This is a genomic window from Glaciecola sp. SC05 (assembly GCF_041380235.1).
Taxonomy (GTDB): domain Bacteria; phylum Pseudomonadota; class Gammaproteobacteria; order Enterobacterales; family Alteromonadaceae; genus Glaciecola.
This window is the reverse complement of sequence record NZ_JBGIYY010000019.1, coordinates 16884-31823: the sequence shown is the minus strand read 5'-3', so window position 1 is coordinate 31823 and position 14940 is coordinate 16884. Positions and strand designations below refer to the sequence as shown.

The window sequence follows — 14940 nt, the reverse complement described above, 5'->3', positions numbered from 1 at the left end:
TAAGTTGCAAATTAGGGTATTGGCACTTACATTGTCAACTAAATCGTTCGGTAAATATTTTTGGTGGAAACTACATTGAGACTCTTTTCAATCTTTTTGGCTATAAGCTTTTGTTCTGGGTATGCCTCAGCACAACAGGCATCTAACGACGTACCCGATTACAAAGCTCGGCAGGCACCTTCTTATTATTTGCAGTCAGTTTTGCAGGATTTGCCATTATCTTGGGCCCTGGCAGTTGCCCCAAACAACGAACTTTGGATCAGTCACCGACACGGCAATATTAGCAGAGTGAAGCAAACTGCTAAGGAGAGCGACAGTGCTAAATATGATGTGCAAATGTTGGAATTTGCGCCCGATGATTTGCTCATCGGGGGACAAGGTGGTTTGCTTGATATTATTTTTCACCCAGACTACGCCGAAAGTCCGTGGGTGTATGTGTCGTACTCCGCTGGCACAAATTCAGCCAATTCACTGAAAATTGTGCGATTCAAAGTGATTGATAATCAGGTCACACAAATTGAAAATGTATTTGCAGTGGCAAATAAAAAGAATACGCCGGTGCACTATGGCGGGCGCTTAGCGTTTGCTCAAGGCAATGCTTTGCTTGTCGCGACCGGCGACGGTTTTGACTATCGAGAACAAGCGCAGGTAAAAGACAATCAAATGGGTAAGGTCTTGCGCATGACTGACACCGGCTTGCCGCATCCACTAAATCCGTTTTTTGCTGATGGCAATGGGAATGCCGCGTACGTGATGTCTTTAGGACATAGAAATCCACAAGGACTATTAGTTACCTCAGACCAAACGGTGATTGCGCATGAGCACGGCCCTGCTGGTGGTGATGAAATCAACATTATTGAATCTGGGGTAAACTATGGCTGGCCGGTAATCACTAACGGTAAAGATTATTCCGGTGCAAGTATCTCACCCTTTACATCTTACGCGGGTATGCAGCAACCTAATCTGGATTGGACCCCCTCTATTGCTCCTTCAGGAATGACTTATTATACCGATATTAGCGTACCTGGTTTACAAAATACCTTGCTCATAAGCTCATTAAAATTCCAACAAATATATGCGGTGCCTTTTGTTAACGGTGTGTTTGGTCAAGATACCGGATTGTTAACCGAGCCAAAGGCTCGTTTGCGCGACATAGAATCTGATTTGGCAGGCAATGTTTGGGTCTTAGGTGATGGCGAGCCGGCTGAATTGTTTAAATTGCAAGCAAAGTAGACGGGCGAGAATGGCTACACTACTATCGAGAAAAATAAAAGTACGACGAGGGTCTGTTGATCTTTGCTGCAAAATCATATAGCAAAGATCAACAGACCCTAATGTATTGATGAAATACATTAACAATTAGTTTTCAATTAACACCATGAATATTGGTTATATTGTTGTTTTCACGCTTCGCCATTCATTTTTGGCCAGCAAGTGGGTATAATCCACGCCTGATCAAGTCAACGCCAAGCCATAGCAGGCTTATTTTAAAAGAGGACGTTATCGTGTTAGAAGAATATCGTAAGCATGTCGCCGAACGCGCGGCCGAGGGCATTCCCCCCAAACCACTAAATCCAGAGCAAGTAGCTGGCTTGGTTGAATTACTGAAGAACCCACCTGCAGGTGAAGAAGAATTTTTGCTTGAGCTTATTTCTGAACGTGTACCTCCCGGCGTTGATGAAGCAGCTTATGTAAAAGCTGGCTTTTTAAGCGCTATCGCGAAAGGTGAAGAAACCTGTGGCTTAATCTCTCCCGATGCAGCTGTACAGCTTCTGGGCAATATGCACGGCGGTTACAACATTGAAACCCTAGTTGCGTTGCTTGAGGACGAAAACCTTGCAGAACTTGCGGCAGAAGAGCTCAAGCACACTTTGCTAATGTTCGACTCTTTCCACGATGTAGAAGAAATGCACAAAGCCGGCAATAAATATGCGACTGAGGTCATGCACTCATGGGCGGATGGCGAGTGGTTTACCGCGCGTGATGACATGCCAGAAAAAATTACTTGCAGTGTTTACAAAGTTACCGGCGAAACAAACACCGATGACCTATCTCCCGCTCCTGATGCGTGGTCTCGTCCTGACATTCCTTTACATGCAAAAGCCATGTACAAGATGACTCGCGATGGCGTAACGCCAGAGAAGCACGGCGAAGTAGGGCCATTAGCGCAAATTGAAGCAATTAAGGCTAAAGGCTATCCCGTTGCTTTCGTAGGCGATGTAGTGGGTACTGGTTCTTCTAGAAAATCAGCGACTAACTCTGTGCTCTGGTTCTTTGGTGATGATTTGCCGGGTGTGCCAAACAAGCGCGGCGGCGGAATTTGTATCGGCTCTAAGGTTGCTCCTATCTTCTTTAACACCATGGAAGATGCGGGCGCCTTAGTATTTGAAGCTGACGTAGATAAAATGGAAATGGGTGATGTGATTGAAGTTTACCCATTTGAAGGCGTGATCAAAAATGCGGCTAGCGGCGAAGTCATCGCTGAATATAGCTACAAATCTAAAGTCTTGTTAGACGAAGTGCGTGCCGGTGGCCGTATTAATCTCATTATTGGTCGCGGATTAACCGACAAAGCGCGAGAGTCTCTAGGATTAGGCACTGCTGATTTATTCCGCAAACCTGAACTACCAACGTCTAAAGCAAAAGGCTTTACTCTGGCTCAGAAAATGGTCGGTAAAGCGTGTGGTGTTGACGGCATTCTGCCGGGCACCTACTGCGAACCTAAAATGACTACCGTTGGTTCTCAAGATACTACCGGGCCGATGACTCGTGACGAACTTAAAGATTTAGCCTGTTTAGGGTTTACCGCTGATTTGACCATGCAGTCATTCTGTCATACCGCCGCTTATCCTAAGCCAGTGGATATCGACACTCAACACACCCTACCTGATTTTATTATGAATCGCGGCGGTGTGTCTTTGCGCCCGGGTGACGGTATTATCCATTCTTGGCTAAACCGCATGTTGCTGCCCGATACAGTTGGTACCGGCGGTGATTCACATACGCGTTTTCCAATGGGTATTTCTTTCCCAGCGGGCTCTGGCTTAGTGGCCTTTGCAGCTGCTACCGGGGTTATGCCGCTAGATATGCCTGAGTCAATCTTAGTCAAGTTTAAAGGGAAAATGCAGCCGGGTATTACCCTGCGCGACCTCGTACACGCAATCCCACTATACGGCATAAAAGCGGGTCTACTAACCGTTGCTAAGAAGGGTAAGGTCAATGCCTTCTCTGGTCGTATCTTAGAAATTGAAGGCTTAGATGACTTAACTATAGAGCAGGCCTTCGAATTATCAGATGCATCTGCTGAACGTTCTGCTGCAGGCTGTACCATCAAGCTTTCAGAAGCCTCAATTGCCGAGTACTTAAGGTCAAACGTGACTATGTTGCGCTGGATGATCAACGAAGGCTATGGCGACCCACGTACCCTTGAACGCCGTGCGCTGAAGATGGAACAATGGTTAGCCAACCCGACCTTAATGGCTGCCGATGCAAACGCAGAATACGTTGAGACCTTAGAAATTGATTTAGATGAAATCAAAGAGCCGATTCTTTGCTGCCCTAACGATCCTGATGATGCTAAAACCTTATCAGAGGTTGCGGGTGACAAAGTTGATGAGGTCTTTATTGGTTCATGTATGACTAATATTGGTCACTTCCGTGCTGCGGGTAAACTACTTGAGCAGTTTACGGGCACTTTACCGACTCGTTTGTGGATGTCTCCGCCTACGAAAATGGACAAAGCGGTGTTGGAGCAAGAAGGCTACTATGACATCTATAAACGTGCTGGTGTTCGCACCGAGATGCCTGGTTGCTCACTGTGCATGGGTAACCAAGCGCGGGTAGAGCCAGGTGCAACGGTACTGTCTACTTCTACTCGTAACTTCCCGAACCGTTTAGGCGATGGGGCAAATGTATATTTGTGCTCTGCAGAAATGGCAGCGGTAGGAGCTGTGGTTGGCAAGATCCCCACACTTGAAGAGTACATGGAGTATGCAGGTAAGATAGAGTCGATGAGTTCAGAAGTATTCCGCTACTTAAACTTCGATCGCATTGAGTCGTTCAAAAAGGCCGAAGACGCTGCTAAAGCGAATATTATTCCGGCTTTAAATGTTGCCTAAATAAGTTAACTGCTTAAAGTTATGACTTATTCTGACAAGTGATTGAAAAACCCGTCGATTGACGGGTTTTTTGTTTGCGCTTTTTGTAGGTGCAGATTACTCTTTAACAGGATTCATTCGAATACTTAGTTGAGACCTATGCTTATTTATAAATGTCGTGCGCTAGTTTGCCTGTTGCTGCTTGCAATCTTGCCTTTGCAGGGCTTTGCCGACCAGGTTAAACCACAAGACAATATCGTTGCTGAAACTCGCGACGCGGACGAAAAAACCGTGGCGCTGGTTTTTTCAAACGACGTGAGCATTGAAGTGGAGTTTGCTAACGACCCTCAATCGCGCGCCTTAGGCCTAATGTATCGCAGAGAAATGTGTGAAAACTGCGGCATGTTGTTTAAGTTTGATAGCGTCAGAATTGCCAGTATTTGGATGAAGAATACCTATATTCCACTGGATTTAGCGTACATAAATGCCTTTGGAAAAATCATAGACATCAAACAGTTAGTTCCTCATGACTTAACATCTGTGGCCAGTTCAATGCCAGTGCTGTATGCGCTAGAAATGAACAAAGGCTGGTTTGAGAAAAACGGTATCGCTACTGGCGACACCGTTAAATTACCGTCCTACATTAAATAACAAAAGGAAGTTCTATGCACGGCGCCTTAAACGTTGCCAAATTTGGTGGCACAAGCGTAGCAAATTACGCGGCAATCAATAATTGCGCAAACATCGTGATCAACAATCCGAATACTAGATTAGTTGTGGTCAGTGCAGCAGCAGGGGTGACGAATCATTTGGTGTTATTAGCCAATACAGCACTTACCTCACAGCAAATTGCCGAGTTGATAGAAAATATTCGTAAAATCCAATTTGCGATCCTTAATGAGTTAAAAAATCCCAGCGAAGTTGAAGACAAGCTCTTTTCTTTGCTTGATGAGCTTGAAAGCTATGCTCGGCATGAAGAAATCAACTTTCGGGATGATTTGAAAGATGCGCTTGTATCAATGGGGGAGCGAATGTCTTCGCTGCTTGTTTCGGCCATCGTTCGAGAGCATGGTGCAAAGGTGATTAACTTTGATGTTCGCAAAGTCTTGCGCACTGACGACAGATACACCGAAGCTACCCCTAATCTTGAAATGATTGCTCAACTGTCTCAGCAGTTGTTATTGCCAGAGTTAGAGCATGCTATTGTCGTGACCCAAGGCTTTGTTGGTGCCGATGACAGTGGCAGAACAACGACACTCGGCAGAGGTGGTTCAGATTTTACCGCAGCACTACTAGCGGAAGCTTTAGGCGCACAAACTTGCGAAATATGGACTGACGTCATTGGCGTCTACACCACTGATCCAAGGATCACAGATAGAGCTCGTCCACTGCCAGAATTAAGTTTTGAAGAAGCGGCTGAAATGGCGACATTTGGTGCCAAAGTGTTACACCCAGCCACTATGGAGCCGGCTTTACGTCAAAATATAAAAGTCTTTGTTGGCTCAAGTAAAGAGCCAAGTAAAGGCGGAACATGGATTGTTAGAGATTGTGAGCATGAGCCGGCGTTTAGAGCAATAACCCGTAGAAAAGATCAGGTCTTAGTGACGGTTAAAACGCCCAAGATGATGTATGCTCAAGGTTTTGTTGCCCAAGTCTTCGAAATTATTGCCAAACATAAACTCAGCGTAGACTTAATTACTACCTCTGAAATTGCAGTGTCGTTTACTTTAGACAACCCTCCAAACAGCATGTCTGAGAAAATGAATAAAGAGACTTTGCTAGAGCTCAGCAGTATTTGCGATGTCAAAGTAGAAAGAGATTTTGATGCAGTCACGGTAGTGGGCAACAATATGCATAGTGTGGCTGGGGTTTCATCGCAGATTTTTGCAGCGATTGCAGATTTTAATTTAAGGATGATTTGTTTTGGTGCTAATGTGCACAATTTGTCATTCGTTGTTGATAAAAACGACAGTGAGAATGTCGTAAAAGTTTTGCATGCAGCTTTGTTCGAATAGTGGGAGTTTGCTGATAGGCATTTAATACGCGTCTTGACATAAGAAAGGGACCTAACAAGGTCCCTTTTTTTGCGCTGAGTTTTTATACTCTAAATTGACTTATCGAAGCCTGTAGTTCTTCTGCTAGTTTTGCCACCTCAGCACTCGATGCGGCAGTTTGCTTAGCACCAACAGTGGTGTGCTCAGCAATACCCACGATATTTTCAAGTCGCTCACTGATTTGCGAAGACACGGTATGTTGCTCTCGAGCGGCCTCTTCAATGCGAGTGCTCACTTCGTACGCGCGATGCACGGCGTCAGTGATCATGTTAAGTGCTGCGCCTGCTTTTTCAGTTTGCTCAACACACACACTCGTTTGCTCTTTACCTTGATTCATTACCGCAACAGCTTTTTCTGCGCCAGCTTGCAGCACTTCAATCATTGAGTTGATCTCTTGCGTAGATTGCTGAGTGCGACTGGCTAATGTGCGAACCTCATCAGCAACTACTGCGAAGCCGCGACCATGTTCACCTGCTCTTGCCGCCTCTATGGCTGCGTTAAGCGCAAGAAGGTTTGTTTGATCAGCAACCCCTCTGATAACGTCTAAGATACCGCCAATGCTCGCACTGTCTTGATGAAGTTGATTGATCACTTCTGCTGCTTTTTGTACTTCGTTGGCTAACACTTGAATGGTTTCTTTGTTACCCGCTGATATTTGCTTCACTTTTTCAGCCTCGGCGTCAGCATGCTTTATTTCAACCAGTGTGTCGTGCGCGCCGCTCGAGACTAATTCAGAGGTTGTATGCATCTCGGTGGTGGCTGCCGCTATTTGTGACAGCTGCGATTTTTGGTCTTCGATCGATGCGGTCGTTTGTAAGGTAATGGTCGATGTTTCGCCTGACGCTGCAGCCAACTGGTCGGCACGTTGATTGATGGCATAAATCAACTCTTTCAAATTGTTAATCAAGTTGTTGCAATTCTTTGCAAGCTCACCAAATTCGTCACTTGAGGAGTCATCAAGTTTATGTGTTAGGTCGCCAGAAGCTGCTATTTTTAAAAGCTCGTTTACCCGCTCTAGCGGACGTGTGATAGCTTTGACTGTGAAATATCCAACGCCGCCAGCGAGCGCAAATGATAATAATATGGCAATCGCAACCGTAATCGTGCTGTTAGTAATTTGTTGTTCAACACTGTCTTTAATTGCAATGGCTTTTTGGTCGGCCATTTGGTTTAGAGCATCGAGCTCGACAATTGCTTCAGTAATTTTTTTATCAGACAATACCAATGCGTCTTCAGCTGCTTGAACCTGCTGTAACTCTTCAATTTTACTGTTAATTAAGCCGTTGCTTGAGGTGAGCGTATCGCTAATTTGCTTGAGTAATGTTTGCACTTCATCGATGGTGCCGGAACTATCTTCACCATTCGCTGCTGCTACCATTTCGCTAAAGCGAGACTGCGTTTGGTCAAGTACGACTCTCACTTCTTTACTGCGAATTTCTGCTCGCTGCATCGATTCTGTTTTGCTGTAATCGGAAGCAACGCTCAGTAAAGAGAGCATGTTAGATTCGACTGCATTGGCAATTTCAGCGGCATTTTGCAGGTTGCCAGAGTCATCTATTTCCTCTAAGTCGGTAAAGTCTAGCAGTAGCGAAGACGCATCATCCGCATTTTCCTCTAAAGTAGAGACCATTTCGCTAAGACGCCCTTCTAAGGCGATGGCATTTAAATGAGCGCTGAACATGCTGGTTGAGGTTTGCACATAATCTTGATACATCTGCTCAAGGTTTGTTACTGAGCCGCGAAGCGCCGCATCGCTTTTTACCACTTCGCGCAGGTTTTCTAAGGTTTGATCAAAACTATCTTTGCTAGCACTAAATTCTTGGCGTTTGTCTAACACCATTTGTTCATCGGTGCCCACAAAACCCTCAAATGCTAAACGTCCCATATTCACAAACGAGACTTTAAGATTTGAGGTGCCCGCGACCGTAGGTAGTGCTAAATCACTCACTTCATGAGACGCATTTCCTACTTTATTGAGGCTTGACATAGAAGAAAACCCTAGCAATAACAGCAAGAAGCTGATCACCGCAAATCCGCCGATCACTCGTATTGCTACCGTAATTTTCATGTTTACTCCCGTTTATCTGTATATGTATTTTTGAGGCTATATCAGAGTATCGGTAAACGTGAAAAGAACTTAAGCGTGATGCTGAATTGTTTTTGAGGTTTCGAGGCAGTGCAGCGATAAGCTGTTACCCCATACATAACCGCTGTCTAATGCATGCACTTTTGCTGGGCAGGCATACTTTTTCGGGAGTTCGCCAAGTAGCGCCGCCCAGTGACCAAATAATAGACGGTGATCTTTGGTCAGTTTTGGGTTGTCAAACATAAACCAGGGCAATATATCTGACGGTGCGCTGCTAGGGTGAGACTTGCTATCAAACTCTAAGGCCATGGTTGCCTTCAGGTAGCGCATGCGGGTAAACGCATTTATGACAAAGCGATGGCGCTCTTTACCTTCGAGACTATTGGACCATTGGTCGGGTAGGTTGCCGTACATATCTCTCAAAAAAGCAGTAGCATTTTTGCTTTGAAGTACACTTTGTATTTCGTCAGAAAGGCTCAATGCTTTTTTGATAGACCACCGCGGGTATAAGCCAGCATGAGTAATTAAGGTCTTCTTGGCAGGCTTAACTGCTAGGGGTTTACTCAGCAACCATTCAATGGTGCCATGAAACTGCTTACTATCTAGCAGCGCTTGCAATTTGTCTTGGGGTTTAGGCGAGCGGATGCCAAATGCAATGGCGATTAAGTGCAGATCGTGATTGCCTAGAACAGTCTCAAAGTGAGGCCCGAGGTCTTGGCAATACGCCAAAGTAGAGAGTGAGTCAGGGCCTCTGGCAATCAAATCACCGACGGCCCATAGTTTATCTTTTTGTTCATTAAATTGGGCTTTCTTCAATATCTGTTTGAGCGCTTGATAGCAGCCCTGAATATCTCCGATAACAAAGTTTCGCATCGTGTTAGTGAAGCGCGTTGGGCACGGCTAAGCGAAAAACAGGGATTTGTGCCTTGCACATAGAATGATCATGTTGCTCAAATTCGTAGTGTCCCTGCATGCTACCTACCTCAGTTTTAAGCATCGATGCGCTGGTATACTGAAAGGTTTTCATGGGCGCAATTGTGGGTTGCTCTCCCACCACGCCTTCACCACTGACTTCTACTTTTTCTCCATTACCGTTGGTAATTAACCAATAACGATTGCGCAAGGTGACTGGCTTATCGCTTAAGTTTGTGATGCTCACAGTATAGCTAAATACAAAAACCTCTTGGTCTGCATGTTTCCTCTGTTTACCAATATATTTGGTGTCTACTGCGATATGGATATGTTCACTCACTGCCGGCCTCATAAACATAGTTAGCGATAGAAGAGAATTCTGCTAATGAAAGCGTTTGTGCACGCCTTTGAGCATCAATATTAAGTGCATTTAGAGTATCTTCACTGATCAAGTTTTTCAAACTGTTACGTACGGTTTTTCGGCGTTGGTTAAATGCAGCACCAACAACTTGTTCTAATGACTCTACATTATGCAGTTCAACTGGGGGTGTGTCATAAGGAACTAACCTGACCACTGCGGAATCTACTTTAGGGGCAGGTTTAAAGGCGCTAGGGGGTACCATAACAACAGGCGTTGCCTGACAGTAGTATGACGCCATTACTGATAGCTTGCCGTACAGGCTATCTCCATGGCTGGCACATAGTCTTTTGACGACTTCAAGTTGCAGCATAAAATGCATGTCGTCGATATGCTGACTAAAACTGAACAGATGAAACATCAATGGCGTGGAAATATTGTAAGGTAAATTGCCAAAAATACGCATTTTGGCATCGCTAGCTAAGCTTGCAAAATCAAATTTTAATGCATCTTGCTCAATCACATTTAACTTGCTTTGAATAAAGGGGTGTTCGCGTAAGCGTTTGGCTAGATCTCTATCGAGTTCCACCACTGTTAAGCTGTCAACTAATTCCGCAACAGGCTCGGTCAAAGCACCTAAACCTGGCCCAATTTCAACTAGGTTTTCACCTTTTTGAGGGCCAATAGCGGTGACGATTTGATCAATCACATACTGATCAAACAAAAAATTCTGCCCAAAGCGTTTTCGCGCGGTGTGGCCTAAATGAGTTTTACCTTCATGAGAAGTGCTCAAAGCTTTTTCTTCGCTAGTTTTATCGCTTTGTTAATGGCGCGTTTCATACTGCCAATGTCGACATCACCGCTACCTGCTAAGTCAGCAGCCGTGCCATGGTCAACAGAGGTGCGAATAAAAGGTAAACCCAATGTGATATTCACTGAATTCCCAAAGCCTTTAAATTTCAAGACAGGTAAACCTTGGTCATGATACATGGCCAGCACGGCGTCGGCTTTGTCTAAGTACTTTGGTTGGAAAATAGTGTCAGCCGGTAGCGGCCCTATCAAATTTAGACCTTGGGAGCGAAGCATATCCAGAGTCGGCGTGATAACTTGAATTTCTTCTTTTCCTAAATGTCCATCTTCGCCCGCATGGGGATTTAAACCACACACATAAATTGTAGGATCAGCAATACCAAACTTTAGTTTCAAATCTGTATTCATAATGCGAATCACTTTTTCGATACGCTCGGGGGTGATTGCTCTTGAAACATAGGCCAATGGGATGTGCGTGGTGGCTAGGCATACGCGCAGACCATCTGTTGCCAGCATCATGACCACATCCGCCGTGTTCGATTGCTGCGCAAAATACTCAGTATGACCGCTAAACGATACGCCAGCCTTGTTGATGATGCCTTTGTGAACCGGCCCGGTGACGACTGCATCGAAGTTTCCACGCATGTTCTCTTCGCAAGCTTGACGAAGAGTTTCTACCACATATTGCCCGTTGTTGCTGTCGAGTTGACCTGCAACAACGGCGACATCAGTAGGAATGTGGTGGACAATCATTTGTCCGCGTTGCTGTATGGTATCCATGCCCGGTTCAAAGGGTATGATTTCTAAATTAACACCTAAGAGCTGCGCGCGTTGCACCATCATTTCGCGGTCGGCAAAGACAACAATTTGCGCTTCACAAGGCTCTTTAGCCAGCATGATGATAAGGTCAGGACCAATGCCAGCTGGCTCACCAGGGGTAACCGCTACTCTTATCGCTTGAGTCATCGCGCTGATTCCCTAAACATCGACTACTTCGATATAGGCTTCATCGCGCATTTCACGCAGCCAGGCGTCGCTTTCTTCTTGGAATTTCCGATTAAAGATAAGCTGATAAGCTCGCTCTTCTTTGCGTCGGTCAGTTGCATCGTCTACGCGTCGGTCGATGAGCTGAATCAAATGCCAGCCATGTTGAGAGCGAATGGGCATGCTATATTCGTCTTTTTGAAGAGGAGCAAGGGCTTCTTTAAAGGCCGGTACATAGATGTTCGGGTCATTCCAACCGAGCACGCCGCCTCTCAAGGCAGAACCGGGATCTTCGGAGTGTTCTTTGGCTAGATCGGCAAACTCGGCTTCACCTGCAATAAGCTGCTCTCTGAACTCCAAAAGCATTTGCTCTGCTTTATTGTCACTTAGGATGATCGAAGGTGTAATTAAGATATGCCGAGCATTCACTTCTTCAATTTCTACTGTTTCTACACCGCGGGTATCAATGACTTTTAGGATGTGAAAGCCGGCACCTGAGCGAATTGGACCAATCAGCTCGTCCTTCGGTTTGTCTACAACGGCTTCTGCAAACAGGGTCGGCATTGAGTTGATATTCATCCAGCCCATGTCTCCGCCGTCAAGAGCTTCAGAGCCTGAAGAAGAAGCAATAGCGATTTTTTGGAAATCAGAACCGTTGTTTAACAATTCGAGGACCCGATCAGCGCGATCACGCGCTTCAGTTATCTCGGTCTCAGAGGCGCTGCTAGGTAAGCCCAATAAGATGTGACCAAGACGGTACTCTGCTTGAGCCTCCCCTTGCTGATTGAGCAACTCGACTAGGGTACTAATTTCTTGAGGTGTGATATAGATACGGCGTCTAACGTTTGCGCGTCTTACTTCGCCCATTATCAGTTCTTTGCGCACGGATTCTCTGTAACTCTCATATGCAATGCCGTCTCCGGCAACCGCTGCTCTGAACTGTTGAGGGCTTAAGCCTTCACTAGATGCAATATTCGCAATTGTTTGGTCGAGCTGTGGATCACTTATTTGAATTCCCATACGCTCAGCCATTTGCGTTTGCAAATTTTCAAGAATAAGGCGCTCAATTGCTTGTGTTCTTAACGCTCTATCTGAGGGTAAGGCTTGGCCATTGGCCATAGCGTTAGCTTTTACGCTACGCACTAAATCTTCAATTTCACTTTCTAATACCACGCCTTGGTCGACAATTACTGATACTTTATCGAGTAACTGTTTTGCCTGCCCAGTAAAGGCCGTGAGACACAGCAAAGCAATAACGCTGATATTTACTAATATTTTTTTCATAATCTCTCAAATATTAAGGTCTAGATTAATTTAAAACAAAGGGCTGACGATATCCAAATAAGCCTTGTCGAAGCATGTCAACTTTATTCGACGGGCTACCCATCCCCTTAAACACAAATTGTAACGCAATTCCTGAATCAAATTCATTTACATCTCTGAAGCCATCGTTGTTAAAGCGGGTGGCTAAATTTCTCTGCACCGTCAGTCTTAAAGCCCAACAGCAGCTTTCATACTCGATACCCATAAAGCTCTCGGTGGTGCGTGAGCGTTCAAAGTCTCTATAATAACGGCCAACCCAATGCCAATTGTCACCCATTGGCCAACTTGCCGAGACACCAAATTGGTCAATTTTTTCGTTAGAAAGTTCGCGAATATAACGATGATTTATCTGTATTAGCTTATTTTCAGACAAACGGTACTCGGTGGAAAAACTGCTTCTTTCAACTTTATTAGTGTCGTTACCTACCTGAAAATCTGAATGTACAAACCAATTGCGATTAATTCTCCAATCTAACTCAGCCGCGATGGATGAACGATTATCTTGGCGCTGACTGGCCTGCAGCTGCGCACTCTCCACGTAGAATATCTGACCAATACTGGCAACCAACATTTCGCGGTTATTATCGTCGATAATACGAGTAGTTGCACCCAAGGTAAATTGATTATTGTCATTGATACGATCAAGCCCTGTAAACTCTTGACCTCTAAACAAATTTGAGAAAGTTGTTAGCAGCTCCGTGGTGTCGTAGAAACCAATATTAGATTGGTCTTGATAGCTGGTGTAAAGATATTGTGTCTTTGGTTCAAAAGTCACTAAATAGTCGGTATCGCCTATGGTTTGCTCTCGCTCAAATATTAAAGAGCCGTAAAATCGAGCCTGTCCAAGGGTTCTTTCAACAGTCTCTTCTAAGTTGGTGTTTGGCATACCTTCGATGTCTTGGTCGTAATAGGTGTGCATTACACTGACTTCGGCTAAAAGTTCTCCCCAAGCTCGTTGATATGGAATACTGAGCGAGGGCTCAATGTGAAATCTGAGGGCATCCGGTCGCTGCTCCAAGCGATTATCAAAGTAAGCCAGTTCGGATTTGATATCAAAATCAAACCACTCATTGAGACTGGTAGAATAAGCCAATTTGGCTTCTGGAAGCGCTCTGTAATTATCGTCAAAATTACCGATTGTTGTGAAGTCCCGAACAAACACGTTAAAATCTAGGTCTTCGCTAAAGTAACTAAGCCCAGCCTGTCGATATAAATGCGTGTCAGCTTGGTTGTAGTAATCTGAGCGCAAATCAACGATATAGTTGTTATCGCTAATATCACTGACATCAGCGGTAACTGACCAATTTTCACTTAACTTTCCTTTATGACTAAAGCGATAAAAGTAGCGCGGGTCATCGTTACCTATGTCTGTGTCTTTTGCCAAGTACTCTAACTGTAGCTCCCCATAATGGTTGTTGGTTAAATAACGCCACTCATTTTTAAGCTGTAAGCCTCTATTCGACATATATCGCGTTGAAATTGTTGTGTCGACATTGGGCGCTATATTCCAATAAAAAGGTTGTTCGTACTCAATGCCAGTGCTGCCAGTGCTGCCAATTTTGGGAAACAAAAATCCAGTTTGACGCTCGGTGGTGATCGGAAAGGCAAAATAAGGTAAATAAAATACTGGTACGCCACCCACATAAAAGCGAGTGTGCTTCGCTTCGCCAAAGGGCATGCCTTTTCGTATGGATATTTCCGACGCCTGTATTTTCCAGTCTTCATCGCCTTTAGGGCATGTAGTAAAAGACACGTTCTCTAAAATAACGCCGCGCTCTCGAGAAATGGATAATAAATCAGCGCCACCGCGCCCATTCACTCCTTTAATTTGGTATTCAGTAGACTGTAGTTGCAGAAGTTCGATTTCGGCGTTCGCTTCAATGCCTAGGCTTTCGACGTGCAGCAGTTCATCGGTGTAGGTAACGTTACCGCTAGCTTGCAGGCGTTGTCCATTTTCGCGCAGATTGGCAGAGTCCGCCTGAATAATAGAATCTGGTGTAGTAATCAGTACGTTGCCTTCAAATACGGCTATTTCGTCTTTTATAATTTGCGCAGCATTAGAGCGGACTTCAATAGAGCCATCAGCGATTTTTGGAAGTTCGAAATCGAAGCTTTGCACCTCACACGTAAGCTGTGCGTGCAGATTTGAGCTGCTCATTAAAATCACTGCTAGCAGCGCTGTGTATGCTATTTTCATTCAGACATCATAGTTGCGTATAAGGAGTTACGAATTCGGAGACGTTACGTAAATAACAAACCTTAGTAATTTTAAAGGGTAATCCTTGAAAACCCAAGTTTAACTTCATAAAAAGCCTC

General features: G+C 44.9%; 11 protein-coding genes. 4 read left to right on the top strand and 7 right to left on the bottom strand.

What is annotated here, in order from left to right; genetic code table 11:
• Positions 1-75 precede the first annotated feature (75 nt).
• The 4 genes from AB9H30_RS15910 (at position 76) to lysC (ending at position 6112) form a co-directional block, all read left to right on the top strand.
• The gene (locus tag AB9H30_RS15910; protein WP_371195700.1) at positions 76-1233 is read left to right on the top strand and encodes a PQQ-dependent sugar dehydrogenase; all 1158 of its coding nucleotides are present in this window, start codon (positions 76-78) and stop codon (positions 1231-1233) included.
• Between the two features lie 272 nt (positions 1234-1505).
• Positions 1506-4118, top strand: coding sequence for a bifunctional aconitate hydratase 2/2-methylisocitrate dehydratase (gene acnB / locus AB9H30_RS15905; protein ID WP_371195699.1), 2613 nt, complete (start codon positions 1506-1508; stop codon positions 4116-4118).
• Between the two features lie 138 nt (positions 4119-4256).
• A complete protein-coding gene (locus AB9H30_RS15900; RefSeq protein ID WP_371195698.1) occupies positions 4257-4748 on the top strand; it encodes a DUF192 domain-containing protein in 492 nt (163 codons plus the stop codon).
• Between the two features lie 14 nt (positions 4749-4762).
• Complete coding sequence (lysC, locus tag AB9H30_RS15895; protein ID WP_371195697.1) at positions 4763-6112, top strand: lysine-sensitive aspartokinase 3; 1350 nt, start codon at positions 4763-4765, stop codon at positions 6110-6112.
• Between the two features lie 82 nt (positions 6113-6194).
• On the opposite strand, the gene AB9H30_RS15890 is transcribed toward lysC, so the two are convergent.
• From AB9H30_RS15890 to AB9H30_RS15860, 7 genes are all read right to left on the bottom strand, one after another.
• A complete protein-coding gene (locus tag AB9H30_RS15890) occupies positions 6195-8219 on the bottom strand; it encodes a methyl-accepting chemotaxis protein (RefSeq protein WP_371195696.1) in 2025 nt (674 codons plus the stop codon).
• A 69-nt stretch (positions 8220-8288) separates the two neighbouring features.
• The gene (locus tag AB9H30_RS15885) at positions 8289-9110 is read right to left on the bottom strand and encodes a symmetrical bis(5'-nucleosyl)-tetraphosphatase (RefSeq protein WP_371195695.1); all 822 of its coding nucleotides are present in this window, start codon (positions 9108-9110) and stop codon (positions 8289-8291) included.
• A 4-nt stretch (positions 9111-9114) separates the two neighbouring features.
• Positions 9115-9489 carry a Co2+/Mg2+ efflux protein ApaG gene (gene apaG / locus AB9H30_RS15880; RefSeq protein WP_371195694.1) on the bottom strand — a complete coding sequence of 125 codons (375 nt, stop codon included), beginning with the start codon at positions 9487-9489 and terminating at the stop codon, positions 9115-9117.
• Positions 9482-10300, bottom strand: a complete 819-nt coding sequence (rsmA, locus tag AB9H30_RS15875) for a 16S rRNA (adenine(1518)-N(6)/adenine(1519)-N(6))-dimethyltransferase RsmA (RefSeq protein ID WP_371195692.1) — start codon at positions 10298-10300, stop codon at positions 9482-9484. Before rsmA ends, apaG begins: the two co-directional genes overlap by 8 nt.
• Positions 10297-11283 carry a 4-hydroxythreonine-4-phosphate dehydrogenase PdxA gene (pdxA, locus tag AB9H30_RS15870; RefSeq protein ID WP_371195691.1) on the bottom strand — a complete coding sequence of 329 codons (987 nt, stop codon included), beginning with the start codon at positions 11281-11283 and terminating at the stop codon, positions 10297-10299. The genes rsmA and pdxA overlap by 4 nt, the downstream gene beginning before the upstream one ends.
• Positions 11284-11295: 12 nt before the next feature.
• On the bottom strand, positions 11296-12585 hold the full coding sequence (gene surA, locus AB9H30_RS15865; RefSeq protein WP_371195690.1) for a peptidylprolyl isomerase SurA: 1290 nt from the start codon (positions 12583-12585) through the stop codon (positions 11296-11298).
• 25 nt (positions 12586-12610) lie between these two features.
• Entirely contained in the window at positions 12611-14821 is a 2211-nt protein-coding gene (locus AB9H30_RS15860; RefSeq protein ID WP_371195689.1) for an LPS-assembly protein LptD, read from the bottom strand.
• Between the last annotated feature and the right edge of the window lie 119 nt (positions 14822-14940).